This is a genomic window from Streptomyces sp. NPDC057950, from assembly GCF_042887295.1.
GTDB classification, from domain to species: domain Bacteria; phylum Actinomycetota; class Actinomycetes; order Streptomycetales; family Streptomycetaceae; genus Streptomyces; species Streptomyces kaempferi.
Genome location: NZ_JBHVPP010000003.1, coordinates 51453 through 77680, shown reverse-complemented (window position 1 = coordinate 77680; position 26228 = coordinate 51453). Strand labels below are relative to the sequence as shown.

Genomic DNA, 26228 nt, shown 5'->3' with positions numbered 1-26228 from the left:
AGCTTTGACGGCTTGTCAGGTAAGGCGAGGTGGGTGCTGTGACGTGAAGGCTTACATCGTAGACGCGCCTGCACGAACACTGCGCGAGGGTCTTCGCCATTGTCAGCATGTGCGACGCCGCCCCGCTTGTGGAGACGGGCCATCGGGGGCACGCGTTCCCCCGATCGGCACGCATATGCCACAGGACGGCCGGAAATTTCGCGGCCGCCCCGGATCGGACATCCGAATGACGAGACGGTCCCGCGAAAAATTCGCGGAAAATTAGCGCTCGCGCGGTCCGTGGAACTCAGCCGCGGCCGGGAAAGAAGATCTTCAGCTCACGCTCGGCGGACTCCTCGGAGTCGGAGGCGTGGATCAGGTTCTCGCGGACGATCACGCCGTAGTCCCCGCGGATGGAGCCGGGGGCCGCGGCGATCGGGTCGGTGGGGCCGGCCAGCGCCCGCACCCCTTCGATGACCCGCTCGCCCTCGACGACCAGCGCCACGACCGGGCCGGACGCCATGAACTCGACGAGCGGCTCGTAGAAGGGCTTGCCCTTGTGTTCGCCGTAGTGCTGCTCCAGCGTGTCCTGGTCCAGCGTCCGCAGCTCCAGCGCGGTGATCTGCCAGCCGGCCTTGCGCTCGATGCGGCTGATGATCTCGCCGGTCAGGCCACGACGGACGGTGTCGGGCTTGAGGAGGACGAGGGTGCGCTGGCTCACGGTGGTGCTCCTTCAGGTCACAAGTGTGCGGGTGACCGAGGCTACAGGGCGTGTCGGGGTGGGTGTCACGCAGAGTCAGGTGGTACGGAGCCTCGGGACCCGCGCGGAAGCCGTGGGGCGCGTCCGCTACGCGGCGTGCCCCTCCGCCTCCGCCCGCGCGGCGAACCGCGCCTTCGCCTCGTCGATCTTCCGGCCGTAGTGCACCGAAGCCCACCACAGCGCCGCGAAGATCGCGCCCAGGAAGAACATCGAGGTCACGAAGAACCCGCTGGCGATCAGCACGATCTGGAGGGCCCAGCCGAGCTGCACGCCGCCGGGCCGGGTGATCATGCCACAGAGCAGGACACTCAGCACCATGACGATCCCGCTGACCGTCCAGACGGTGGCCGTGGACAGCCCCGGGTCCTTCATCGCGACCAGCCCGGCGAAGCCGACGACGAAGAACTCGCCGATCAGGGTCGAAGCACAGAGCGTACGCACGGGGGTCAGCGCCTTCCCAGGAGCAGTCGGGCCTCGCCGACGGTGATGACGGAACCGGTGACGAGGACACCGCCGCCGGTGTACTCGCCCTCCTCCTCGGCCAGCGTGATCGCGGCCTCGATCGCGTCGTCGAGGCGCGGTTCGACCTGTACCCGGTCCTCGCCGAAGATCTCGACGGCGATCCCGGCCAGCTCGTCCACGTCCATCGCGCGATGGCTGGAGTTCCGCGTGACCACGACCTCGGAGAAGATCGGTTCGAAGGCTTCCAGCAGCCCCCGTACGTTCTTGTCGGCACTCGCGCCGACCACACCGATCAGCCGGCTGAAGTCGAAGACCTCGCTGACGGCCTCGGCGGTGGCGCGGGCGCCCGCCGGATTGTGCGCGGCGTCCAGGACGATGGTGGGCGAGCGGCGCACGATCTCCAGGCGGCCCGGTGAGGTCACCGAGGCGAAGGCCTTGCGGACGGTGTCGATGTCGAGGCTCTGCGCGTGCGCGGCACCGACGCCGAAGAACGCCTCGACGGCGGCGAGCGCCACGGCGGCGTTGTGCGCCTGGTAGGCGCCGTGCAGCGGCAGGAAGACCTCCTCGTACTCCCCGCCGAGCCCGCGCAGCGTGACCAGCTGACCGCCCACGGCGACCTGCCTGGCCACGACGCCGAACTCCAGGCCCTCGCGGGCCACGGTGGCGTCGACCTCGACGGCCTTCTTCAGCAGCACCTGGGCCGCGTCCACCGGCTGCTGCGCCAGGATCACGGTCGCGTCCTGCTTGACGATGCCGGCCTTCTCCGTGGCGATCTCGCCGGGGGTGGTGCCCAGGCGGTCGGTGTGGTCGAGGTCGATGGGGGTGACGACGGCCACGGCGCCGTCGATCACGTTGGTCGCGTCCCAGCTGCCGCCCATCCCGACCTCGACGACGGCCACGTCCACGGGAGCGTCCGCGAAGGCCGCGTACGCCATGGCGGTGAGCACCTCGAAGAAGGAGAGCCGGTACTCCTGCTGGGAGTCGACCATCTCGACGTACGGCTTGATGTCCTCGTACGTCTCGATGAACCGCTCGGCGGAGATCGGGGTCCCGTCGAGGCTGATCCGCTCGGTGACGGACTGGACGTGAGGGCTGGTGTACCGGCCGGTGCGCAGGTCGAAGGCGCCCAGCAGGGCCTCGATCATGCGTGCGGTGGACGTCTTGCCGTTCGTCCCCGTGATGTGGATCGAGGGGTACGCGCGCTGCGGCTCGCCCAGCACGTCCATCAACGCGGCGATGCGGCTGACGGAGGGCTCCAGCTTGGTCTCGCCCCAGCGGGTGGCGAGCTCGGCCTCCACCTCGCGCAGCGCCCTGTCGATCTCGGGGTCGGCCGGGCGGGCGGGCACGTCGGCCCGCTGGGCGGCGCTGCCCCGGGCGCGCAGGGTGCGGCTGCCGGCCTCGATCACCGCGAGATCGGGGTCACGGTCGGTCTCGGCCGCGACGATCTCGTCGAAGAGACCGATCGGATCGCGCGGTTCCGGTTCGTCTGACTCGCTGCTGTCGTCGTACGGGGGGAGCTCACTCACGCTCCCAGTCTACGGAGCCGTGCCCCTCCGGGGGTTCCCGCCCCCGCCGGTCCGCGCGACCTCGGCTCCGCTCGCCCGGGGGACCGGCCAGGGGCGCTGCGCCCCCTGGACCCCCGCATCGGCCTGAACGGCCTCGTCCTCAAACGCCGGACAGGCTGAAAACCCCCGCCGGAAGAACCACCAAGCCCCCCAACCCGGGGGGGCGAAGCCCCACCCGCGGGCGAAGCCCGCCCCGGGGTCGCGGGGGAACTGCGCGACCAGCCCCCACCCACGCGCACCCCAAAAACGACCGAACACCCCCAAACCCCGAGGGCGAAGCCCCACCCAAGGGGCACGGGGAACCGTGCGAGCAACCCCCACCCACCCGCACCCCAAGAACGACCAGGCACCCCCGAACCCCGAGGGCGAACCCCACCCAAGGGGCACCGGGAACCGTGCGACCGGCCCCCACCCACACCCGGGAAACGACCGAGCCCCCCGGAACCTCGAAGATCCCGGAGGGCCACGTGGCTACGCCTCCGGCAGTCGATCCAGCTGCGTCCGGATACGCGCGATGTCCTCGTCCGCCTTGGCGAGCCGCGTACGGATCTTCTCCACAACCTGGTCAGGAGCCTTCGCGAGAAACGCCTCGTTGCCGAGCTTGGCGTTCGCCTGGGCCTTCTCCTTCTCGGCGACGGCGAGATCCTTGGCGAGCCGCTTGCGTTCGGCCGCCACGTCGATCGTGCCGGAGAGGTCGAGCGCCACCGTGGCACCGGCGACCGGCAGCGTCGCCGTGGCCGCGAACGCCTCCCCCTCCGGCTGCAGGCGCAGCAGCTGCCGGATGGCCGCCTCGTGCGGGGCCAGCGCCGTCCCGTCGAGCGTCAGCCGGGCGGGGACGCGCTGACCGGGCTGCAGCCCCTGGTCCGCGCGGAAGCGGCGGACCTCCGTGATGACCTGCTGAAGCGTCTCGATCTCCCGCTCGGCGGCGGCGTCACGCAACCCGCTGTCCTTCGGCCAGTCGGCGACGACGACCGACTCGCCGCCGGTCAGCGTCGTCCACAGCGTCTCCGTCACGAACGGGACGACCGGGTGGAGGAGGCGGAGCGTCACGTCGAGGACCTCGCCGAGCACCCGGCCGGAGATCTTCGCCGGCTCGCCGCCCGCCATGAAGGTCGTCTTGGACAGCTCGACGTACCAGTCGAAGACCTCGTCCCACGCGAAGTGGTACAGCGCGTCGGACAGCTTCGCGAACTGGAAGTCCTCGTAGAACGCGTCGACTTCGGCCACGGTCTTGTTCAGCCGCGACAGGATCCACCGGTCGGTCGCCGACAGCTTCTCCGGCTCCGGCAGCGGGCCCTCGACCGTCGCGCCGTTCATCAGCGCGAAGCGGGTGGCGTTCCAGATCTTGTTGGCGAAGTTCCGCGACGCCTGGACCCAGTCCTCGCCGATCGGCACGTCCGTACCGGGGTTGGCGCCGCGCGCGAGCGTGAAGCGGACGGCGTCCGAGCCGTACTTGTCCATCCAGTCGAGCGGGTCCACCACGTTGCCGAAGGACTTCGACATCTTCTTGCCGCGCTCGTCACGGACCAGGCCGGTGAGGGCGATGGTCTTGAAGGGCGCCTCGCCGTCCATCGCGTACAGGCCGAACATCATCATCCGGGCGACCCAGAAGAAGATGATGTCGTAGCCGGTGACCAGGACGTCGGTCGAGTAGAACTTCCGCAGGTCCGGGGTCTGTTCGGGCCAGCCCAGCGTGGAGAACGGCCACAGGCCGGACGAGAACCAGGTGTCCAGGACGTCCGTGTCCTGCTTCCAGCCCTCGGCCTCCGTGCCCGGCGGCTCCTCGTCGGGGCCGACGCAGACGACCTCGCCGCCGGGGCCGTACCAGACCGGGATCCGGTGGCCCCACCACAACTGCCGGGAGATGCACCAGTCGTGCATGTTGTCGACCCAGTCGAAGTAGCGCTTCGACATGTCGGCGGGGTGGATGGCGACCCGGCCGTCGCGGACGGCGTCACCGGCCGCCTGGGCGAGCGGGGCGACCTTGACCCACCACTGCATGGACAGGCGCGGCTCGACGGTGGTCCTGCACCGCGAGCAGTGGCCCACGGAGTGGGTGTAGGGGCGCTTCTCGGCGACGATCCGGCCCTGCGAACGCAGCGCGGCGACGATCGCGCTGCGCGCCTCGAAGCGGTCGAGTCCCTGGAAGGGGCCGTGGGTGGTGATGACGGCCCGCTCGTCCATGACCGTGATCGACTCGAGGCCGTGGCGCTGGCCGATCGCGAAGTCGTTCGGGTCGTGGGCGGGGGTGACCTTCACGGCTCCCGTGCCGAACTCGGGGTCCACGTGGGTGTCCGCGACGACCGGGATCGTACGGTCCGTCAGCGGAAGCTTGATGCGCTTGCCGACCAGGTGCTTGTAGCGCTCGTCGTCGGGGTGGACGGCGACCGCCGTGTCACCCAGCATCGTCTCGGCACGGGTGGTGGCGACCACGAGGGTCTCGTCACCCTCCCCGTACTTGATCGAGACCAGCTCGCCGTCGTCGTCCTGGTACTCGACCTCGATGTCGGAGATCGCCGTCAGACAGCGGGGGCACCAGTTGATGATGCGCTCGGCGCGGTAGATCAGCTCGTCGTCGAACAGCCGCTTGAAGATGGTCTGGACGGCCTTGGACAGCCCCTCGTCCATGGTGAACCGCTCGCGGTCCCAGTCGACGCCGTCACCGAGGCGCCGCATCTGGCCGAGGATCTTGCCGCCGTACTCCTCCTTCCACTGCCAGACGCGCTCGACGAACTCCTCGCGCCCCAGGTCCTGCCGCGACTTGCCTTCCTCGGCGAGCTGCTGCTCCACCTTGTTCTGGGTGGCGATACCGGCGTGGTCCATGCCGGGGAGCCACAGCGCCTCGTAGCCCTGCATGCGCTTGCGGCGGGTCAGCGCGTCCATCAGCGTGTGCTGGAAGGCGTGGCCCAGGTGCAGCGAGCCGGTGACGTTCGGCGGCGGGATGACGATGGTGTACGGGGGCTTGTCGCTCTTCGCGTCGGCCGCGAAGTAACCCCGTTCCACCCAGCGCTCGTACAGCTTCCCCTCTACCTCGGCCGGCGCGTACTGGGTCGGCAGTTCGGGATCGGGCGCTGATGGCTGCTGCTGAGCGTTCTCGGTCACGGGGTCAGTTTAGAGGCGTCTCCGCCCTGTCCCGAAACGCGTTTCTTTCGTAACGGTCCGCCCCCCAGCGCAGTGGTGTCCCGGGCGCTGCGCCAGGATGTCAGGAACACATAAGCATCTGGAGGGGAACCCAGAATGAGCTACAACCAGCCGGGCCCGTACGGCGGGCAGCCCCAGCAGCCCGGACCGTACGGCGGTCAGCCGGGGCAGCCTGGACCTTACGGCCAGCCGCCGCAGGCGCCCCAGCCCGGCTACGGCTACCCGCCGCAGGCCCCGGGGACTCCCCCGCAGCCCGGCTACGGCTACCCCCAGCAGGCACCCCAGGCACCCCAGGGTGTCCCGCCCCAGACGCCTCCGTACGGTCAGCAGCCCGCCTACGGCCAGCAGCCCCCTTACGGTGAGCAGCCTCCCTACGGTCAGCAGCCCTACGGCGTCCCGCAGCCGCCCGCGCCCGGCGGTGGCAAGAAGAAGACGGCGCTCATCATCGGCGCGGTGGCGGTCGTGGCCGTGATCGCCGTGGGCGCGGCCCTCCTCGTCGGTGGCGGCGGGGGCGGCAGTTCGGTGGCGGCCGACGGGGCGCACAAGCTGACGGCGCCCGCGACGGTGATCGACGGCACGTACAAGAAGAGCGGCGACGCCAAGTCCGGCACCATGTCGAAGTCGGACATCAAGGACGCCGAGAACTGGGGGGTCAAGAACCCCAAGGACGTCAGCGCTAGCTACCAGAGCGGCAGCCCGATCAACGGCAAGCTGGTGACGTTCAGCGGCGTCTACGGCAGCATCGACGACCCGGAGAAGGTCATCGACGCCATGTTCGCCAACACCAAGAAGGAGTCCGAGAAGGGCTCCGCCTCCGACGGCAAACTCGTCGGCAGCCCTCAGAAGATGACGCCCGCCGGCTTCAAGAACGGTGTCATGAAGTGCCAGTTCGTGGAGACCGAGGCCGGCGGCAAGAAGACCCGGATGCCGATCTGCATCTGGGGCGACCGCAGCACAGTCGCCTACGTGGTCTCGTACGACACGGCGAGCATCCTGGCGGGCAAGAGCGGCTCGATGGACGTCGCGGCCCAGACCGCCGCCAAGCTCCGTGACGACGTCCGCGAAAAGATCTGACCGTTCGCGTCGACCACGAAGTCGACCACGAAGGGGCCCCGGTCGGTCGACCGGGGCCCCTTCGTCATGTGCCTGGTGTGTCCATCTGCGGGTTACGCCGTCTTCTGCTCCCCCGGCCCCCGCCCGCGGGCGTCCCGCGGGATGAGCGTCGGATTGACGTTCGACAGGACCACGTCGGCGGTGATGACGACGCGGGCCACGTCCTTGCGGGACGGGACCTCGTACATCACCGCCTGGAGGACCTCCTCCATGATGGCGCGCAGCCCGCGCGCGCCGGTCTGGCGGAGGATGGCCTGGTCGGCGATGGCCTCGAGCGCCTCACGCTCGAAGTCCAGCTCCACACCGTCGAGTTCGAAGAGACGCTGGTACTGCTTGACGAGCGCGTTGCGCGGTTCGACGAGGATCTGGAGGAGCGCCGCGCGGTCGAGGTTGTGGACCGACGTGATGACCGGGAGGCGGCCGATGAACTCGGGGATCATGCCGAACTTGACCAGGTCCTCGGGCATGACGTCCTCGAACTGGTCCTTCTCCTCCAGCTCGCGCTTCGAGCGGATCGTCGCGCCGAAGCCGATGCCCTTCGCGCCCGCGCGGGACTCGATGAGCTTCTCCAGGCCCGCGAAGGCGCCGCCCACGATGAACAGGACGTTCGTCGTGTCGATCTGGATGAACTCCTGGTGCGGGTGCTTGCGGCCGCCCTGGGGCGGGACCGAGGCCGTCGTGCCCTCCAGGATCTTCAGCAGCGCCTGCTGGACGCCCTCACCGCTCACGTCGCGCGTGATCGACGGGTTCTCGCTCTTGCGGGCCACCTTGTCGATCTCGTCGATGTAGATGATGCCCGTCTCGGCCTTCTTGACGTCGTAGTCCGCCGCCTGGATGAGCTTCAGCAGGATGTTCTCGACGTCCTCGCCCACGTAGCCCGCCTCCGTCAGCGCCGTCGCGTCGGCGATGGCGAACGGGACGTTGAGCATCCGGGCGAGCGTCTGGGCCAGCAGCGTCTTGCCGGAGCCCGTGGGACCCAGCAGGAGGATGTTGGACTTCGCCAACTCGATGGCGTCGTCCCGGTTCTGACCGCCGCCGTTCTCACCCGCCTGGACCCGCTTGTAGTGGTTGTACACCGCGACCGAGAGGGCCTTCTTCGCGGCCTCCTGGCCGACGACGTACCCCTCCAGGAACTCGTAGATCTCGCGGGGTTTGGGGAGTTCCTCCCAGCGGACCTCGCTCGTTTCCGCGAGTTCTTCCTCGATGATCTCGTTGCAGAGATCGATGCACTCGTCGCAGATGTACACACCGGGGCCTGCGATGAGCTTCTTGACCTGCTTCTGGCTCTTGCCACAGAACGAGCACTTGAGCAGATCGCCGCCGTCACCGATGCGTGCCACGGTGTGCTTCCCCTTCGCCTGGGAGACGCCTAGGTCCAGCGACTCCTGGTGCTGCCTTATGAACGACGGTACCTTGCCGAGCCCCCCGTCCGGGCCCCCCTTGGCGTGGTTCACTTTGTCGTGAACCGCGCCAAGGAGCGGCAGACGATACAGCGGTACGTCAGAGGACCGCGGAATTGTTCATCTTGCGGGTGGAGATGATCTGGTCGATCAGCCCGTACGCCAGCGCGTCCTCAGCGGTGAGGATCTTGTCGCGCTCGATGTCCTCGCGGATCTTCTCGATCGGCGTGGTCGAGTGCTTGGCCAGCATGTCCTCGAGCTGCGCGCGCATCCGGAGGATCTCGTTCGCCGCGATCTCGAGGTCCGAGACCTGGCCGCGGCCGGTCTCGCTGTAGGGCTGGTGGATCAGCACACGGGCGTTCGGGAGCGCCATGCGCTTGCCCGGCGTACCGGCGGCCAGCAGGATCGCGGCGGCCGAGGCGGCCTGGCCCATGCAGACCGTCTGGATGTCGGGCTTCACGAACTGCATCGTGTCGTAGATCGCGGTGAGCGCCGTGAAGGAGCCACCGGGGCTGTTGATGTAGACCGAGATGTCACGGTCGGGGTCCATCGACTCCAGGCACAGCAGCTGCGCCATGACGTCGTTGGCGGAGGCGTCGTCGATCTGCACGCCGAGGAAGATGACACGCTCCTCGAACAGCTTCGCGTACGGGTCGTACTCACGCACGCCCTGCGAGGTGCGCTCGACGAAGCGCGGGATGACGTAGCGGGACTCCGCGCGAGGACCGGTGTACTCGGCCTGCGTGCGGGCGTGGAGGCCGCTGCCGGGGAAGTCGTTCACTGTGTCTCCTGAAGAGCCTGAAAAGGGCTGAGGCGGTCGCCTGGGGGCGCTGGGGGCCCCGCGCCACCCCCGAGGGCGGGGATGGCGGCGGATGGGCTCCACAGCCGCCCTGGGGGCGCTGAGGGGCTTACGCCGCCCCGGTGCCGCCGCCGCCCGGCATGCCGGCAGCGGTGGGCATGATGTCGTCGATGAGGCCGTACTCCTTGGCCTCGATCGGGTCGAACCAGCGGTCGCGGTCCGAGTCTCGGGTGATCTGCTCCACGGTCTGGCCGGTGTGGAAGGAGGTCAGCTCCGCCATGCGCTTCTTCGTGTGCAGCAGCCGCTCGGCGTGGATCTTGATGTCCGAGGCCGAGCCGGCGAGGCCGGCCGAGGGCTGGTGGATCAGGATCTCGGCGTTCGGCAGCGCGAAGCGCTTGCCGGGGGTGCCCGCGCTGAGCAGGAACTGGCCCATCGAGGCCGCCATGCCCATGGCGATCGTCACCACGTCGTTCTTGATGTACTGCATGGTGTCGTAGATCGCCATGCCCGCGGTGATCGAACCGCCGGGGCTGTTGATGTAGAGGTAGATGTCCTTGTCCGGGTCGGAGGCAAGGAGCAGCAGCTGCGCCGTGATCTTGTTGGCGATGTCATCGTCGACCGCCTGGCCGAGGAAGATGATCCGCTCGCCGAGCAGTCGGTTGTAGACCTGGTCGCCGAGGCCACCACCGATGGGGTCGCCGGCAGCTGTGGGCATCAGATTCGTCACGTATCCACCTGCTCGTCTTACGACGGCGCCGGGCCGTCTCACGTCTTCTGCTGGGGGCGTGGGACCCCGGTGCAATCACCGCTCCGGGCGGCTTCGGGGACTCCCCTGCCCTCGTATTCATGGACCCTAACGCGCTGGTCCCTCCGGGGAATCCCGCAGAAGGAACTGTTCGCTGTGAGCGCATGCGCCGCACCGCTCGGACGGGGGTGCCGCGAGCCCCTGAAGAGGCGCGGAGAGCTGGGCCGTCAACCCCCGTGGGGGCCTGGGAGCGCCCGCCACGGCGTGTGTGCCGAGGGGTACGTCCAGTGGCGGGGCGCTCGCTCGGGCCCGCGCGCCCCCGAGCGTCGGCGTGCTCCCGGAATGCGGGGGGCACGGGCGCGGAGGACGAGGTCCGGGAGACGGACGGGCCCCCGGGGACTCGGAAGTCCCCGGGGGCCCGTCTCGGCATGCCGGTGAGGCGGTCAGGCCTCGCAAACGGTGAGGCGATCAGGCCTCGGGCTTGTCCTCGGCGGCCTCGGACTCGACGACCTCGGCGGACTCCGTGGAGCCCTCCGTCTCGTCCTCGTCGTCCAGGTCGACGACCTCGCCGTTCGTGTCCTTGACCGTGGCGGCCTCGACGACGACCGCGAGCGCCTTGCCGCGGGCGACCTCGCCGACCAGCATCGGGACCTGGCCGCCCTCGACGACGGCCTGGGCGAACTGGTCGGGGGACATGCCGGAGGAGGCCGCACGCCGCATGAGGTGCTCGGTGAGCTCCTCCTGGTTGACGTTCAGCTTCTCCTTGTTGACGAGCTCGTCGAGGACGAACTGCGTCTTGATGCCCTTGACCGCGGCTTCCTTGGTCTCGGCGTCGAACTCTTCCTCGGTCTTGCCCTGGATCTCCAGGTACTTCGCGAGGTCGAGGCCCATCTGGCCGAGCTGGTGGTGCTCGAGGTTGTGCTTGCGGGTGTTGATCTCGTCCTCGAGCAGCTTCTCGGGGACGGGCACCTCGACCAGCTCGAGCAGCTTCTCCAGGACGCGCTCCTGGGCCTGCGTGGCCTGGTCGTACTCCTTCATGTTCTCGAGGCGCTTGCGGCTGTCCGCGCGGAGCTCCTCGAGGGTGTCGAACTCGGAGGCGAGCTGCGCGAAGTCGTCGTCCAGCTCGGGGAGTTCGCGTGCGGCGACCTGGGAGACCTTGACGGTGACCTCGGCCTCCTTGCCGGCCGCGGAGCCGCCCTTGAGCTCGGAGGTGAAGGTGGTCTCGCCACCGGCCTCCAGGCCCTTGACGGCCTCGTCGATGCCTTCCAGCAGCTCGCCGGAGCCGATGGTGTAGGAGACGTCGGAGGCGACGCCGTCCTCCAGCACCTCTCCGTCGACCTTGGCCTCCAGGTCGAGCGTGACGACGTCGCCCTCCTCGGCGGCGCGCTCGACCGGCGAGGTGGACGCGAAGCGCTCACGGAGCTCCTCGACGGCCTTCTCGATGTCCTCGTCGCTCACCTCGATGGCGTCGACCTCGACCTCGATGCCGGAGTAGTCCGGGATCTCGATGGCCGGACGGACGTCGACCTCGGCGGTGAAGTTCAGCGTCTCGCCGTCCTTCAGCTCGGTGATGTCCACCTCGGGCTGGCCGAGGACGTTCAGCTCAGCCTCGTTGACCGCTTCGGTGTAGAACTTCGGGAGCGCGTCGTTGACGGCCTCTTCGAGCACGGCGCCGCGACCGAACCGCTGGTCGATGACGCGGGCCGGGATCTTGCCCTTCCGGAAGCCCTTCACCGTGACCTGCTGGTTGATCTTCTTGTACGCCGCGTCGAGGCTGTCCTTGAGCTCCTCGAAGGGCACCTCGACAGTGAGCCGAACCCGGGTCGGGTTCAGGTTCTCCACGGCGCTCTTCACGGTTCGGTCTCCTTGTGGCTGACTTCTTGGGGGTACTGCTGCGGGGTTCCACCGCGTGCGTCCGCCCGGTCGGTCGGGCGGAGCCTCGGTGGATTCACGGGCCCTTGAGAGACGTGACAGTGCAGACATACGGGCGCGCAACCTGCATAGTAACCGCAGGCGGTACACGCCCCAAAAGGCGATCTTGCGATCCCGGCCATCGGCCTTCGATCGCCGATGTCACTGGTGGTCGGGGTGGCGGGATTTGAACCCACGGCCTTCCGCTCCCAAAGCGGACGCGCTACCAAGCTGCGCCACACCCCGTCGGTGCGACACGTAGGGTACATGCCCGCAGGCGGTGCGGCTGCCGCATTTCACGGGCGTCCGCGGGGCGCGGGAACAGGGTGTGCGTCGAGGGGCGACAACCCGCTACGATGCCTTCAGCGCCGCGGTCACTGACCTGCGGTGCGACGTGTGCGGGCGTAGCTCAATGGTAGAGCCCTAGTCTTCCAAACTAGCTACGCGGGTTCGATTCCCGTCGCCCGCTCTGAACGGCTCAGGGCCAGGCCGGAGGTTCATTCCTCCGCCTGGCCCTGATCGTTTCCGGCGCCGGTGTTCAGCCCGCCGTGCCCCGCGCGTGCCCGTCGCCTCGTCGACCGGGCCGGCACTTCGGTCCGAGGGACCACGGGACGCTCAGCACGATCCCTGCCCCTGGCGGAATCCGGATTTGAAGCCGTCCTTGAACCCTCGCTGGTAGTCCTTGTCGTTGTTCTTGTCCGTGTGCAGAACAGTGGCTCCCCGTTCGTCGTCCCCGCAGCTCCGCTGACCCTGGCGGACCCCGGACTTGAAGCCGTCCTTGAAGCCCCGCGCGTAGTCCTGGTTCGACTTGGGGGCGTCGACGGATGCACTGACGTGAGTCCCGCTCGGTGCGGCCGCGTACGCCTGCTGGATGCCGGCCGGGACCAGGGCGATCGCCGCGGCGATGAAGGCCGAGCTCAGGATGGCGGCACCTCTTCTGGGCGCAGTAGACATGACAGCCCCTTCGCATTTTTCTCACATAGGGTCAATTTCTACTGTAATCACCCATTCGGGCGTCGCAACCGGTCCGGCCGCCGAGGGATTTCCCGCCCGGCCTCGGGCGCTTTCGCGCGCTTTCCGGCGCTTTCGGGCGCGGGAGCAGCGGGGTGCGGTGGCCGGGCGTCCGGTGAGCAGGGGTGACCGAGAGTGCGGCCGCCGGTGTCCGTGGCCGTCGCGTACGGGCCGGGCCGCGACCGGGCCCGGATCAGGCACCGCCCGGCGGTCGGGGACCGCCGGCCGGAATCAGAAAGTGATCGATCAGAAAGCGACCGATCAGAAGCTGATCGAGTTGATGGTCTGCGCTATCGAGTCGAGGAACCGTTGGATGGACGGAGCCATGCCGGTCGACGCGAGGAAGAAGCCGAAGAGCACCGCGACGATCGCGGGCCCCGCCTTGATCGATCCTCCCCGGATCAACACCACGAGGACGATCGCCAACAGCAGTACCACTGACAGCGAGATGGCCACAACTGATCACACCCTACGGTCGGTTCACTCTCCCGGCCCGGGGATGCAACCCCTCACACCCCCGCCAGAACCATCGTGCCACCAACGCGGCTTCCGTATGCCGCAGGTGACACATCGTCGGTCGCGGACCCGTGGGGCCGGCCCACCGGAAGCCTTCCGGCGCGAGTGAACAGCACTGCCCCGCAGCGCAATTCGAGGGCGCACCGGTCATGGAATTCAGCAGGACCGTTGCCGTGTCCACACATCTCGTTCGCAGGCAATTCCAATTGTTGCCACAGACACCGCGAGGACGCCGCACAACGGGCTCCAACAGGCCACTAAAGACTAATGAACCGGACATATCGCCAGAGTCGCCCGCGAACCTTATGCACCGTTTAGTCGTGAAGAATATGGACAGATCATCCCTGCAACAACCGTATACGGTAAGCAAATCGATATGCGGATCCACTTGCGGACCAGCAGGCACACATCTTCAAATACGGGGTACTCGCAGCCCATATGCAGGAATGACCTCGAGGGTTTTACGAAGACACACATACGACGCTAGGGTGCCTCAGATGTTCCACGCCGCCTCGCCCCCCGCAAGCGCAGCAACGTCCCGGACCGTCCCCCTCGGCGCCTGGTGGGAGGGTCTGTGACGAACTCGCTCCGACCGAACGGCCAGCAGCGGGCACCGCTGCCCCCGGTACAGCAACCGGCCCGGGGAGTGCCGGGCCCGCGGTCACCACGGAATCAGTCCGCGCAGCACACCACGACGGGAACGGCCGAGGCCGCCACCCGGGCCGCGAAGCCCGCGGCGCAGCGCGACGCCTTCTTCGACAACGCCAAGTACCTGGCGATCGTGCTCGTGGCCATGGGTCACGCCTGGGAGCCGCTGAAGGGCCAGAGCCGCGTCCTGGAGGCGGCGTACACGGTCGTCTACTCCTTCCACATGCCGGCCTTCATCATCATCTCCGGCTACTTCTCGCGCAGTTTCGACATGCGCCCCGACCGTCTGAAGCGGCTGGTGACCGGCGTCGCCGTCCCCTATGTCGTCTTCGAGGTGTCGTACGTCCTCTTCAAGCGCTGGGCCGACGACGACCCCTCGCTGCCGATCAGCCTGCTCGACCCGTGGTACCTCACCTGGTTCCTGTGCGCGCTGTTCATCTGGCGGCTGACCACCCCCCTGTGGAAGATGGTGCGTTGGCCGCTCCCGGTCGCGCTCGTCGTCGCCATGCTCGCGTCCGTCTCGCCGGACATCGGTGACGACCTCGACCTGCAGCGCGTGCTCCAGTTCCTCCCGTTCTTCGTGCTGGGCCTGATCATCAAGCCCGAGCACTTCCAGTTGGCACGCCGCCGTGAGGTGCGGATCCTGTCGCTGCCGGTGTTCGCCGCCGCGCTGGCGGTGGGCTGGTGGGCGGTGCCGCGGATGAACACCGCCTGGTTCTACCACCGCGACAGCGCGCAAGAACTCGGCGTCCCGTGGTGGGTGGGCCCGGTGATGGTGTTCGCCCTGTTCGGCTGCTCGCTGCTGCTCACCGTGTGCTTCTTCTCCTGGGTGCCGAGCCGCCGGACCTGGTTCACGGCGCTCGGCGCGGGCACGCTGTACGGCTATCTGCTGCACGGCTTCCTGGTCAAGGCCGGCACCTATTGGGGCTGGTTCGACCACGCGTGGCTGCACGGGCCGCTCGGTGAGATCTTCGTGACCCTCGTCGCGGCCGCGGCCGTCACCCTCCTGTGCACGGCACCCGTCCGCCGGGTCTTCCGCTTCGCGATGGAGCCCAGCATGGACTGGGCCTTCAGGCGGGACGCCTCGGACCTGGCCCGCCAACGGGCCAGGTCGGCCTAGGCCGGTCCCGGCCCCCGCGGGCCGGACTCAGTTCGGGGGCAGGCCCAGCAGGGCCCGCATGGCGGCGTACTTCTTCGTGAGCCGTGCGCGCGTGTGCTCGTCGAGGACCGCGAGCCGGGCCGGGTCGCCGTTGTGCGCCAGGTCCGAGGCCTTGACCAGGAGGGCCCCCGGAGTCGTACGGATGCGCTTCGCGTACGACTCCGGGGGCTCTCCTTCGCGTTTGGTGAGCGCCAGCACGATGTCCCGGGTGCGAGCGGGCAGCGCGGCCTCGCGCAGCCAGTCCTCGGAGAGCACGTCGTCCTCGACGGCGTCGTGCAGCCAGGCGGCCGCCATCTGTTCGTCGTCGCCGCCACGCTCGCGCACCCCGTCCGCGACGGCCTGCAGGTGCTCGGCGTACGGCCGCCCCGCCTTGTCGGTCTGGGCGGAGTGCGCCGCACGGGCGAGGGCCTCTATTTCGGCCAGGGTCAGGAGAGTCTGCGTCACCCCTCCAGTGTCTCCCGCCGCAGGGCCGCGCGGGCCGGGACCGCGCCCGCCGTGGCACCGAGCACGGTGATCGGCGCGCCGAGCGCGCGCACAGCGTCGCGGAACGCACGCCGGGGAGAGGGGTCAGCGGGCCGGGGCGGGGGCTTCCCGGCAGATCAGCAGGAGCGCCCTGTCGTCGTTCACGTCCTTGGCCACCGCCTCGATGAGGTGCCAGGCGGCGCCGTGGAAGCCGCCGGCGACATAGCGGTCGGCCTCGCCGGTGAGGCGGTCGATGCCCTCGACGATGTCACGGTCGGAGGTTTCCACCAGGCCGTCCGTGAAGAGCATGAGGACGTCACCGGGCCGCAGCGAACCCTTGACCGAGTCGAACTGGGCACCGTCGTACACCCCGAGCAGCGGCCCCTCGGCCGCCTTCTCCTCCCAGCGGCCGCTGCCCGCGCTGAGCTGCAGCCCCGGTGGATGTCCGGCGGAGAAGAGTTCGTAGTCGCCGGAGTCCAGGTCGAGGACCAGGTGGATGGAGGTGGCGAAGCCCTCGTCCCAGTCCTGACGCAGGAGGTAGCCGTTGGCCGCGGGAAGGAAGGCGTGCGGCGGGAGCGAGCCCAGCAGGCCGCCGAAGGCGCCGGACAGGAGCAGCGCCCGCGAACCCGCGTCCATCCCCTTGCCCGACACGTCCGTGAGGACGGCTTCCAGGGTCCGGCCCCCGTTCGTACGGGCCGCGACCACGAAGTCGCCCGAGAAGGACTGGCCGCCGGCCGGGCGCAGGGCCATCTCCCGGTGCCAGCCCAGCGGCAGCTTCGGCAGTTTGCTCTGGACCCGGATGCGCTCGCGCAGGTCGAAGAGCATGGTGCCGCCGCGGCGCCAGGGCACGCCCACGCGGCTGCGGAACTGCGCGATCAGCAGACCGAAGAAGCCGCAGGCCGCGACGACGAGGACCACACCGGGGGTCACCCGGGACGGACCCTCCGTGTACGGGCCAAGTTTCACGGACTCCACTATCAGCGCGGTGGCGGCGGCCGCGTAGAGCCCCAGCAGGCTCGCGGGGCGCAGCAGGAGACCGCCCGCCACGATCGGGAGGACCAGCGCGGCCGGCGAGCACCAGACCGAGTTGACCAGCGTGGTCGCCGCGATCAGGGGGATCGTGAGCAGCAGGCCGGCCAGGGCGATCCAGTCGGAACCGTCCCCGCGGAAGTAGTCCACGGCGGATCTGCGCAGGCCGGTGCGGGCCCGGTGCCACTGCTTCTTCAACCGGGCCGTGAACGTCTCGGCTTCCGCGCGCCGCCCTCGTCCTGCTGCCATTAGTTCGGGACCCTATCCATCGGACCAGGTGCTTGGCACGGGAGGTCCCACTTGTCCCCCGTCCGAGCGCTCAACATCACAGTGAACTGCACAGTGAACTGCACGGCGAGCCTCATGGAGAAGACCACGGCACGCATCCCCCGCGGCCGGTGGAAAATTCTCTCGCTCGTACCGCACTGCCCTGGTAGGCATGGCTCATGACGACTGACTTGCGGGTGCTGCGGCAGCCCGAATGGGATGCGTGGTACGACAATCTGCTTCGCGCGTTCGGGGGCGTACCGGAGTCGTCCGAGGAGCGCGAGCTGTGGAACGAGCTCACAGAGTACGACCGTTCCCTGGGAATCTGGGAGGGCGACCAGTGCGTGGGCACCGCGGGGGCGTTCTCCTTCCGCGTCACGGTCCCCGGCGGCGCCTCCGTACCGGCCGCGGGCATCACCATGGTGAGCGTCGCGGCCACGCACCGCCGGCGTGGGCTGCTGACGTCGATGATGCGGCGGCAGCTGGACGACATCCACTCCTGGGGCGAGCCGCTCGCCGTCCTGACCGCGTCGGAGCCGGCGATCTACGGCCGGTTCGGCTACGGCATCGCGACGCATCAGCACAACGCCGAGATCGACACGACCCGGGTACGACTGTCCGTACCGCCCGGCACCGATGACGTACGTCTGCGGTTCGCCCCGCCGGCCGACGTCCTCGACGCCTGCGAGTCGGTGTACGCACGGACGGTTCCGGGGCGGCCGGGCATGCTGGCGCGGCGGCCCGGCTGGGAGCGGGTGACGGTGCTCGACCCGGCGGGTGAGCGGAACGGGGCGTCGCCGTTGCAGTGCGTGGTCGCCGAGCGGGACGGCGAGGTGGTCGGCTACGCCCGGTACCGGATCAAACCGGACCACGACCACACCGGGGCCAGGGCCACCGTCGTCCTCGACGCGCTCCACGCGCTGGACCCGGCGGCGGACGCCGCGCTGTGGCGGCTGCTCTTCGACCTCGACCTGACGACGACGCTGCGCACCCGGGCGCGTCCGGTGGACGAGGCGTGGCAGCACATGGTGTCCGACATCCGGCGCTGCTCGGTGCGGTTGAAGGACTCGCTGCACGTACGGCTCGTCGACGTGGACGCCGCGCTGGAGGCACGGACGTACCAGGCTCCGGTGGACCTGGTGTTCGAGGTCGAGGACGCGTTCTGCCCCTGGAACGAGGGGCGTTGGCGGCTCACCGGTGACGCGAAGGGGGCGACTTGTGTGCCTACCCGCGAGCCCGCCGATCTCGCGCTGTCCGTGAGGGAGTTGGGGGCGGCGTATCTCGGCGGGGTGTCCCTGGCGTCGCTCGCGGCGGCCGGACGGGTGCGGGAGCTGCGGCAGGGGGCGCTGGCGGAGGCCTCGGTGGCCTTCGCGTCGGCGGTCGCGCCCTGGCTGCCGCACGGGTTCTAGACCGGTTCGGGGCCGGGGCGCGGGCCCCGGCCCCGGGTCACCGGTGCTGGCAGTACGGGCACCAGAAGAGGTTGCGGGCGGCGAGACCGGCGGTGCGGATCTCGCCGCCACAGATGTGGCAGGGCAGGTTCGCCCTGCGGTACACGTAGACCTCGCCGCCGTGGTCGTCCACCCGGGGTGGGCGGCCCATGGCCTCGGGGGCGTGTTCCGGACGCACCGTGTCGATGCGATTGTTGCGCACGCCCTCGCGCATCAGGTCCACGAGGTCGGTCCAGATCGCGTCCCACTCGGCGGGGGTGATGTCCCTGCCCGCGCGATACGGGTCGATGCCGTGCCGGAAGAGGACCTCGGCGCGGTAGACGTTGCCCACGCCCGCGATGATCTTCTGGTCCATGAGGAGGGCCGCGACCGTCGTGCGGCTGCGGGAGACGCGGCGGTAGGCGGCCGACGGGTCGGCGTCGGGGCGCAGGGGGTCCGGGCCGAGACGGGCGTGTACCGCCCGCTTCTCCTCGTCCGTGATCAGGGCGCAGGTCGTCGGGCCCCGGAGGTCGACGTACGTCGTGGGGTTCGCGAGGCGGAGACGGACCGTTTCCGTGGGGGGCGGGCCGGGGGCGTCGCCGAAGTTCACCTTGCCGAAGAGGCCCAGGTGGATGTGGATCCACTCGGCTGCGCGGAAGCCGAGGAAGAGGTGTTTGCCGTGGGCGTCGGCGGATTCCAGGGGGGTGCCGTCGAGGAGGGCGGCGGCGTCCGCGAACTTGCCCTGGGGGCTGGTGACGCGGGTGGGGGTGCCGGTGAAGGCGGCCGCGTAGTCCTCGGCCAGCCGGTGGATGGTGTGCCCCTCGGGCACGGGGTCCTCCTGGTTGTGTGCGCCTGTGACGAACCGGGCGGGGGGACTCTTCTCGCCCCCGCCGCCCCTACCCGACCCATCCCGTACCTGGGGCTGCGCCCCCCGGACCCCCGCCAAGGGGCTGCCGCCCCCTGGACCCCCGCATCGCCCGAAGGGCTCGTCCTCAAACGCCGGACGGGCTGAAAAGCGACAGCCTCGCGCCCTGGGCCTGACGGGCTGAAAAGCGAGCACGCTCGCGTCGTGGGCCGGGTGGGCTGAAAAGCGACAGGCTCGCGCCCTGGGCCGGGCCGGCTATGCCTGCGGGTGGTGGGGCGGGATCGGCGGGAGGTCGCCCGTGGCCTCGTACGCCGAGAGCATCTCGATGCGGCGGACGTGGCGGTCCACGCCGGAGAACGGGGTGTTGAGGAAGGTCTCGACGAACTTGGTCGCCTCTTCCTCGGAGTGCATGCGGGCGCCCACCGAGACGACGTTGGCGTTGTTGTGCTCGCGGCCCAGCTCCGCCGTCTCCTCGCTCCAGGCGAGCACGGCGCGGACGCCGGCCACCTTGTTCGCCGCGATCTGCTCACCGTTGCCGGAGCCGCCGATCACGATGCCGAGGGCGTCGGGGTCGGCCGCCGTGCGCTCCGCGGCACGGAGGCAGAACGGCGGGTAGTCGTCCTCCGCGTCATAGACGAGGGGCCCGCAGTCGACGGGTTCGTGGCCGGCCTCCTTGAGCCACTCCACGAGGTGGTTCTTGAGTTCGAAACCAGCATGGTCGGAGCCGAGATACACGCGCATGGTCCGAGTGTGACACGGCTGTTTCGGTTCGGCCTCGCCGGGTGCCGCCAGGGAAAATTGTGAGCAGGGCTACGAAACCTCAAGGAAACCTCAAGTAACGATCTGGATTCAAAGGTTCACGAATTCCTTTGCCTCCGATTCACTGGACCGGCTCGTACACCGCTCGTACGAGTCCCGTACACCGCTCGTACGGGAAGTACGGGAAATCCGAGCAGTTCACCCCCAACGGAAGTACGGGAAATCCGCTCACCGGCGCAAAGGAATCCCCCCTCATGACCTCGCAGCCGACCCCCACGAAGGCCGCCGACGGCCCCGGAGAACCCGGTTCGGGCCTCCAGGCAGGACTCAAGAACCGTCATCTGACCATGATCGCCATCGGTGGCGTCATCGGAGCGGGCCTCTTCGTGGGCTCCAGTTCCGGTATCGCGACCGCCGGGCCGGGCATCCTGCTCTCCTACGCCCTCGTCGGCACGCTCGTGGTGCTGGTGATGCGGATGCTGGGCGAGATGTCCGCCGCCAATCCGACCTCCGGTTCGTTCTCCGCCCACGCCGACCGCGCACTCGGGCGCTGGGCCGGTTTCTCGATCGGCTGGCTGTACTGGTTCTTCTGGGTGGTCGTCCTGGCCGTCGAGGCGACGGCGGGCGCCACCATCCTCGAGGGCTGGGTCCCGGCGGTACCGCAGTGGGGCTGGGCGCTCATCGTGATGATCGTGCTCACCGCGACCAACCTGGTCTCGGTCGGTTCGTACGGTGAGTTCGAGTTCTGGTTCGCCGGGATCAAGGTCGTGGCGATCGGCGCGTTCATCATCGTCGGCGGCCTCGCGATCTTCGGTGTGCTGCCCGGTGTGGACGCCCCGAAGGCGGGACTGGGGAACCTCAGCGACCACGGCGGCTTCCTGCCGCACGGACCCGGCGCGATCCTCACCGGTGTGCTCCTGGTCGTCTTCTCCTTCATGGGCAGCGAGATCGCGACCCTCGCCGCCGGCGAGTCCGAGAACCCGCAGCGCGCCGTCACCAAGTCCACCAACAGCATCATCTGGCGGATCGGCGTCTTCTACCTGGGCTCGATCCTGGTCGTCGTCGCCCTGCTGCCCTGGAACGACCCCTCCATCAAGGACAAGGGCTCGTACGTCGCGGCTCTCGACTCCCTCGGCATCGCGCACGCCGGTGAGATCATGAACTTCATCGTGCTGACGTCCGTGCTGTCCTGTCTCAACTCCGGCCTCTACACGGCCTCCCGGATGGCCTTCTCGCTCGGTGAGCGCGGGGACGCGCCCAAGGCCTTCGCGAAGACCACCTCACGCGGTGTGCCGCTGGCGGCGATCGTCGTCTCGGTCGTCTTCGGCTTCGTCGCCGTCTTCTTCAACTACAAGTTCCCGGACTCGGTCTTCCTCTTCCTGGTCAACTCCTCCGGCGCGGTCGCCCTCTTCGTCTGGCTGGTCATCTGCTTCTCGCAGCTGCGGATGCGGAAGATCATCGAGCGCGAGTCCCCGGAGAAGCTGGTCGTCAAGATGTGGCTGTACCCGTACCTGACCTGGGCCACGGCCGCGCTGATCGTCTTCGTCCTCGGATACATGCTCACCGACACCGAGCACGACGGACGCGAGACCGTGCTGCTGTCGCTGCTCGTCGCCGCCGTGGTGGTGGCCATCGCGGTGGCCAGGCAGCGGATGCGCGGCGGCGCCGCCGCCGTGGAGCCCCCGGCCACCCCTGTGCCGGTCGAGGCCTCGTCCGAGGCCCGCTGAGCACCACGGAGTCGACGAGGGCGGGGCCCGGCGGCAGTGCCGCCGGGCCCCGCCCTTTTCCGCACGGCGGCTCACGGCGGCTCACAGCGGTGTGAAGCTCTGCCTCACCGCGTCGTAGACACGCAGCGCGGCGGCCTCGATGTCCGGGTGGTACCAGGTGCTGATCTCGTACGACGTGCCGCCGGACCTGAAACCCAGCAGCCGGACGTGCCAGAGCCGGCCCTTGGCCATGACGGTGTACTCCCAGGCGACCGCGGGCTCCCCGCGGAACGTCGTCCGCTCCAGCCTGATCCGCCGGTAGTCCAGGCCCTTGCCGGTGTCTCCCTCCGCCTGCTGCCACTGCGCCAGCAGGTCGCCCTTGGCCGGGGACGCGTTGGCCACGATCTCCTGCGCGCTGTCGGGCGAGGTGTAGTGCACCTCGGAGCCGCTCTGCGCGACCCGCTGCCAGCCCTCCGGCGGGACCCATGCGTACAGCCCGGCCTCCTCGCGGGCCCCGGCGGGCAGGCTCGGCGGACGCGAGGTGCCGTCGACGGTGGGGAGGGGGGAGGACGGTGACGGTTCACCGGACGGCGTCCGCGCGCTCGTCGCGGACGGTGACGCGCTCGCGGACGCCGTTGTACCGCCCGTGTCGTGGGAGGACCCCCCGTTCGCGGCGATCACGATCCCCGCCACGACTCCCGCGACCACCACCCCGCCGAGGGCGACGAGCGCCGTCCGGCGCCCGCGGTCGCCCGGAACCGACGGCACCACGGGACCGGGGAGTTCACCTGGCGGCACGAGTACGGGGGCTGGGCCGTGAGTGGTGGTGTGCGAAGCGAGGGAGGCGGGCGACGAGAGGGCAGAGGCGGTTGCGGGGGTGGCAGGGGCTGTGGGGATTTCCGAGCGGACCTGTGAGTGCAGTTCGGTAGGAGCCTCGGTGGAGGCGTTGGACGTGAGGGTGGAGGGGACCGCGAGAGTGGGGACGGGGGGCTCGGGCGGTCCGGGTTCCTCGGCCGCCGGCCCGGGAGCCGTTGTCGCGGGGGGCCGTGTCACATGGGCCCGGGTCTCGGGGGCGGTTGTGGCCTGCTCCTCGGCCGGGGGCTCACCGGAGTCGGGTGGGTACTTCCGCGTCGGGGTGTACAGCGCGGGGATGGCGTCCTGTACGGGATCGGATTCGAGGGCCGGATCGGCCTCGGGGACGGAGTCGGGATCACGGGCGGAGTCGGGATCGGACCCGCGGGCGGGATCGTGGGCGGAGCCGGGCTTCGACCCGCGGGCGGGATCGCGGGCGGAGCCGGGCTTCGACCCGCGGGCGGGATCGCGGGCGGAGCCGGGCTTCGACCCGCGGGCGGGATCGCGGGCGGAGTCGGGATCGGACCCGCGGGCGGGATCGGGGGCTGGATCGGGATCGGGTTGCGATCCGGCGTTCACGTCAGGGCGGTGGGCCGGGGCGGGCACGGGTGCGCGTTCCTCGTCCGGCTGCGGCTCCGGCTCCTGAACCGGCTCCCGCTGCTGCTCCCGCCCCCTCTCCCCCGCCTCCTCCGACTCCGCCTCGGTTTCCGGTTCCGGCTGTGATTCCGGTTCCGGTTCCGACTGCGGTGCCGATTCCGGTTCCGACTGCGGTTCCGGTTCCGGGCGCGGTCGGGGCGGACGGCGCCGTGCCTCCCGTATCAGCTGAGGGTCCAGGAACACCGGTGTGGGGGAATCCGGGTGGACCGGGAGAACGGAGGGTGCGGTCTCCGGTGCCCGCGGACCTTCCCGGGCAGGCTCCGACGCCGGGAACGCGATCGGCCACAACGCCGACCCGAGCTCCTCGAGGCCGGGCCGGGTAGACGGGTCCTTCTCCAGGAGCGCCGCCAGGACGTCCCTCAAGCCGCCCTCGACAGGCGGGAGTTCGGGCTCCTCGTAGAGGACGGCGTGCAGGGTCGCCAGGGTGGTCGAGCGGGAGAACGGGGAACGGCCGCCGAGGGCCGCGCAGAGCGTCGCCCCGAGGGACCACACGTCGGACGGAGGGCCCTGCGGCCGGCCGGAGATGCGCTCGGGCGCCATGTAGTCCGGGGAACCGACCAGCATCCCGACCATGGTGAGCGCCTCGGCGTCCTGCAGCGCGGCGATACCGAAGTCGGTGAGGACGACACGCCGCCCGCGCCTCTCGACCAGGACGTTGCCAGGCTTGATGTCCCGGTGCAGCACCCCCCCGGCGTGCACCTGGCGCAGTGCCGAGACGAGTCCGAGGCCGACGCGGGCCGCGGTGGAGGGGTCGAGCGGGCCGTCCTCGACCACCACCTGTTCGAGTGAGCGGCCCGCGACCAGTTCCATCACGATCCACAGCCGCTCGCCCTCGTCGACGACGTCGTAGATGCGTACGACGTTGGGATGGTCGATCCGAGCCGTGGCCCTGGCTTCGCGCAGTGTGCGTTCGCGGCGGGTGCGGGTGTCCTCCGGGTCGAGTCCGTCGATACGCATTTCCTTGACGGCGACCTGCCGGCCGAGCACGTCGTCGACGGCCCGCCACACCCGTCCCATTCCCCCCTGCCCAATACTCTCGGCCAGTCGATATCGGCCCGTCACCAATAACCCCGGAACGCCGCCACTCGCATTCCCCGTCAATCTCCCGCACCCCCTCGACACCCGCCATAAACGTCTGTCACACAGGAAACACAATGGTCACACTTCATGCCGTACCAGCATAGTGCGGAGAAATCTTGTGGTACCTCTTCAAGTACTGCGAATTCAGGCGCAGCCAAGGGGGACGAACATGAGTTCTCGTCACACGACGACCATCGCGGGATCGCTGATCGCGGCATCTTTCTCGGCCGTGATGATCCTTTCCTTCACCGCCGTCGCGGACGATCAGGGACCGGGGAGCAGTAAGGGAGGAAAGGCCGTAGATCCGGCGCCGGCAGGTGTGAAGCCGACCACCACACTGCCCGGCAGGATCTCGGTGGACAACAGCTCGCACAAGACGTCGATCACCGCCACGGTAAAGAACGAGGGGACCGAGGAAAGCGGCGGCATCCGGCTTCTGGTGGTCGGTTTCGACGGTTTGCAGGTCAAGGGTGTTCAGGGGTGCTCCGCCATGGCGGAGAAAGATCTCCCGAAAGGTTCGAACAGCGGTTTCGTATGCGACGTCGGTAATCTCGCGGCCGGAAAGTCGAAGTCGTACGCCGTCGACGCGACCTTCGATCTGAGCAGGACCGGAAAGATCTGTCTGCCGGTCCAGGACAGTGCCGGGAAGAAGACGTTCTGGCAGCAGGGTCCGGTCCCGTTCGGCGCGTCGAACCCGTCGCCCAACGCCCCGACCACCCCGCTGCTGCTCGACACCACCAACAAGCCGGTGTCGCCCAGCGGCGACGAGTTGCCCAGGACCGGCCCCGGAAGCGATCTCCTGCCGCTCGGCGCGGCGGGCGCGGCGCTCGTCTCGCTGGGTGCGGCGGGGCTGTGGTGGACCCAGCGGCGCCCTCGGCGTCAACCGTCCTGACCTGAGGGGACATCCGTACCGGCGCGGACCCGCAGAGTCGCGGAACCGCGGAACCGCGGAAATACAGAAGCGCGGAAGAGGCTCGCCGGACCGGCGGTCGCGTGGCGACCCGGCGAACCTCTTCCGCGGGAATCACGGGATCGGGGCCCATGACGTCACGCAGGGCTCGTGACATCGGGCCCGCGGGGTCACTTCCTGTCGAGGAACTTCCAGGCCGTGGGCAGCAGGCCCATCGCCAGTGCCGCCTTCAGGGCGTCGCCGATCAGGAACGGCGTGAGGCCCGCCGCGAGGGTCGCGCCGAGGGACATGCCGGTGGCGGCACCCAGGTACGGGAGGCCGACCGCGTAGATGATCGCCTCGCCGAGCAGCATCGCGCCGGCCGTGCGCAGTACGGAGCGGTCGGCGCCGCGGCGGGCGAGGGCGCCCACGGCGGCGGAGGCGAGGACCATGCCGAGGACGTAGCCGAGCGAGGGGGCCGCGAAGCCGGAGGCGCCGCCGGCGAACCAGGGCATGCCGGCCATGCCGACGAGCGCGTACACCAGGAGGGAGAGGAAGCCGCGGCCGGCGCCGAGGGCCGTGCCCACGAGGAGGGCGGCGAAGGTCTGGCCCGTCACCGGCACCGGGGAGCCCGGCACCGGGAGGGAGATCTGGGCGGCGAGCCCGGTGAGCGCGGCGCCGCCGAGCACCAGGGCGGCGTCCCGGACGCGGGAGGCCGGGAGCAGGTCGGCGAGGACCTCGCCGGGGCGGATGCCTGCGCGGGACGTGACGGCAGCGGTGCTCATGGGGACTCCGGCGGGTGACAGGGGGCTGCGGGACACGGTGACGCTATCCCAGGGGCCCTGAGCTGATCACCATCAGCGATCGACAAAGCGGGGAGCGGCGGCTTGGTACACCTCTCACAAAAGTGCGGCATACACCTGCCGCAGCGTGACACTGGTCACTGAGGTGGGATCGTTTCGGCTACGGAGTCGGGGTGAGCTGCCGCTGTAGGATCTCGCCAAATCGTCCCACCCTGGGCCAGGA

At 69.6% G+C, this 26228-nt stretch carries 21 protein-coding genes and 2 tRNA genes; 6 read left to right on the top strand and 17 right to left on the bottom strand.

The genetic code is table 11. The annotated features are described in order from the left end of the window. Positions 1-286 precede the first annotated feature (286 nt). The 4 genes from ndk to ACFVTC_RS07220 form a co-directional block, all read right to left on the bottom strand. On the bottom strand, positions 287-700 hold the full coding sequence (ndk, locus tag ACFVTC_RS07235) for a nucleoside-diphosphate kinase (protein WP_351717441.1): 414 nt from the start codon (positions 698-700) through the stop codon (positions 287-289). A gap of 126 nt (positions 701-826) precedes the next feature. After that, the gene (locus tag ACFVTC_RS07230; RefSeq protein WP_390124837.1) at positions 827-1180 is read right to left on the bottom strand and encodes a DUF4233 domain-containing protein; all 354 of its coding nucleotides are present in this window, start codon (positions 1178-1180) and stop codon (positions 827-829) included. 5 nt (positions 1181-1185) lie between these two features. Next, the gene (locus ACFVTC_RS07225; RefSeq protein ID WP_390124835.1) at positions 1186-2727 is read right to left on the bottom strand and encodes a bifunctional folylpolyglutamate synthase/dihydrofolate synthase; all 1542 of its coding nucleotides are present in this window, start codon (positions 2725-2727) and stop codon (positions 1186-1188) included. A gap of 510 nt (positions 2728-3237) precedes the next feature. Next, a complete protein-coding gene (locus tag ACFVTC_RS07220) occupies positions 3238-5868 on the bottom strand; it encodes a valine--tRNA ligase (RefSeq protein WP_390124833.1) in 2631 nt (876 codons plus the stop codon). A 135-nt stretch (positions 5869-6003) separates the two neighbouring features. On the opposite strand from ACFVTC_RS07220, the gene ACFVTC_RS07215 reads away from it, so the two are divergent. Next, a complete protein-coding gene (locus tag ACFVTC_RS07215) occupies positions 6004-6981 on the top strand; it encodes a hypothetical protein (protein WP_390124830.1) in 978 nt (325 codons plus the stop codon). Between the two features lie 92 nt (positions 6982-7073). Here ACFVTC_RS07215 and clpX read toward each other — a convergent pair whose 3' ends face one another. The 5 genes from clpX to ACFVTC_RS07190 form a co-directional block, all read right to left on the bottom strand. Then, positions 7074-8360, bottom strand: coding sequence for an ATP-dependent Clp protease ATP-binding subunit ClpX (clpX, locus tag ACFVTC_RS07210; protein ID WP_266699180.1), 1287 nt, complete (start codon positions 8358-8360; stop codon positions 7074-7076). Positions 8361-8520: 160 nt separating this feature from the next. Then, positions 8521-9201, bottom strand: coding sequence for an ATP-dependent Clp protease proteolytic subunit (locus ACFVTC_RS07205; RefSeq protein WP_168528110.1), 681 nt, complete (start codon positions 9199-9201; stop codon positions 8521-8523). 127 nt (positions 9202-9328) lie between these two features. Beyond that, a complete protein-coding gene (locus ACFVTC_RS07200) occupies positions 9329-9934 on the bottom strand; it encodes an ATP-dependent Clp protease proteolytic subunit (protein WP_060897745.1) in 606 nt (201 codons plus the stop codon). 498 nt (positions 9935-10432) lie between these two features. Next, positions 10433-11818: a trigger factor gene (tig, locus tag ACFVTC_RS07195; protein WP_390124828.1), complete on the bottom strand. Its 1386-nt coding sequence runs from the start codon at positions 11816-11818 to the stop codon at positions 10433-10435. A 226-nt stretch (positions 11819-12044) separates the two neighbouring features. Further along, positions 12045-12121: transfer RNA gene (locus ACFVTC_RS07190), tRNA-Pro, on the bottom strand. Between the two features lie 152 nt (positions 12122-12273). On the opposite strand from ACFVTC_RS07190, the gene ACFVTC_RS07185 reads away from it, so the two are divergent. Beyond that, a tRNA-Gly gene (locus tag ACFVTC_RS07185) sits at positions 12274-12344 on the top strand. A 146-nt stretch (positions 12345-12490) separates the two neighbouring features. On the opposite strand, the gene ACFVTC_RS07180 is transcribed toward ACFVTC_RS07185, so the two are convergent. Both ACFVTC_RS07180 and ACFVTC_RS07175 read right to left on the bottom strand, forming a co-directional pair. Next, the gene (locus ACFVTC_RS07180) at positions 12491-12829 is read right to left on the bottom strand and encodes a hypothetical protein (protein ID WP_390124826.1); all 339 of its coding nucleotides are present in this window, start codon (positions 12827-12829) and stop codon (positions 12491-12493) included. Between the two features lie 318 nt (positions 12830-13147). Continuing rightward, positions 13148-13342, bottom strand: coding sequence for a hypothetical protein (locus ACFVTC_RS07175; protein ID WP_329368370.1), 195 nt, complete (start codon positions 13340-13342; stop codon positions 13148-13150). A gap of 634 nt (positions 13343-13976) precedes the next feature. Between ACFVTC_RS07175 and ACFVTC_RS07170 the strand changes: the two genes are divergently transcribed. After that, the gene (locus tag ACFVTC_RS07170) at positions 13977-15170 is read left to right on the top strand and encodes an acyltransferase family protein (RefSeq protein ID WP_390124824.1); all 1194 of its coding nucleotides are present in this window, start codon (positions 13977-13979) and stop codon (positions 15168-15170) included. A gap of 27 nt (positions 15171-15197) precedes the next feature. Here the strand turns inward: ACFVTC_RS07170 and ACFVTC_RS07165 are convergent, their stop codons facing one another. Beyond that, positions 15198-15653 carry an HD domain-containing protein gene (locus ACFVTC_RS07165; RefSeq protein ID WP_329287882.1) on the bottom strand — a complete coding sequence of 152 codons (456 nt, stop codon included), beginning with the start codon at positions 15651-15653 and terminating at the stop codon, positions 15198-15200. Positions 15654-15776: 123 nt separating this feature from the next. Beyond that, a complete protein-coding gene (locus ACFVTC_RS07160) occupies positions 15777-16949 on the bottom strand; it encodes a PP2C family protein-serine/threonine phosphatase (protein ID WP_390124822.1) in 1173 nt (390 codons plus the stop codon). Between the two features lie 197 nt (positions 16950-17146). On the opposite strand from ACFVTC_RS07160, the gene ACFVTC_RS07155 reads away from it, so the two are divergent. Then, positions 17147-18376: a GNAT family N-acetyltransferase gene (locus tag ACFVTC_RS07155; RefSeq protein ID WP_390124820.1), complete on the top strand. Its 1230-nt coding sequence runs from the start codon at positions 17147-17149 to the stop codon at positions 18374-18376. Between the two features lie 37 nt (positions 18377-18413). Here the strand turns inward: ACFVTC_RS07155 and ACFVTC_RS07150 are convergent, their stop codons facing one another. Both ACFVTC_RS07150 and ACFVTC_RS07145 read right to left on the bottom strand, forming a co-directional pair. After that, positions 18414-19223, bottom strand: coding sequence for an Fpg/Nei family DNA glycosylase (locus ACFVTC_RS07150; RefSeq protein WP_390124818.1), 810 nt, complete (start codon positions 19221-19223; stop codon positions 18414-18416). Between the two features lie 291 nt (positions 19224-19514). Further along, entirely contained in the window at positions 19515-20000 is a 486-nt protein-coding gene (locus tag ACFVTC_RS07145; RefSeq protein WP_390124816.1) for a ribose-5-phosphate isomerase, read from the bottom strand. Between the two features lie 272 nt (positions 20001-20272). Between ACFVTC_RS07145 and ACFVTC_RS07140 the strand changes: the two genes are divergently transcribed. Further along, on the top strand, positions 20273-21745 hold the full coding sequence (locus ACFVTC_RS07140) for an amino acid permease (RefSeq protein ID WP_390124814.1): 1473 nt from the start codon (positions 20273-20275) through the stop codon (positions 21743-21745). Positions 21746-21826: 81 nt separating this feature from the next. On the opposite strand, the gene ACFVTC_RS07135 is transcribed toward ACFVTC_RS07140, so the two are convergent. Beyond that, positions 21827-24250, bottom strand: a complete 2424-nt coding sequence (locus ACFVTC_RS07135) for a protein kinase (protein WP_390124812.1) — start codon at positions 24248-24250, stop codon at positions 21827-21829. Positions 24251-24482: 232 nt separating this feature from the next. On the opposite strand from ACFVTC_RS07135, the gene ACFVTC_RS07130 reads away from it, so the two are divergent. Beyond that, positions 24483-25205 (top strand): hypothetical protein, encoded by a 723-nt coding sequence (locus tag ACFVTC_RS07130; protein WP_390124810.1) that lies wholly within the window; start codon positions 24483-24485, stop codon positions 25203-25205. Positions 25206-25393: 188 nt separating this feature from the next. Here the strand turns inward: ACFVTC_RS07130 and ACFVTC_RS07125 are convergent, their stop codons facing one another. Beyond that, positions 25394-25987 (bottom strand): biotin transporter BioY, encoded by a 594-nt coding sequence (locus ACFVTC_RS07125; protein WP_390124808.1) that lies wholly within the window; start codon positions 25985-25987, stop codon positions 25394-25396. Positions 25988-26228 lie beyond the last annotated feature (241 nt).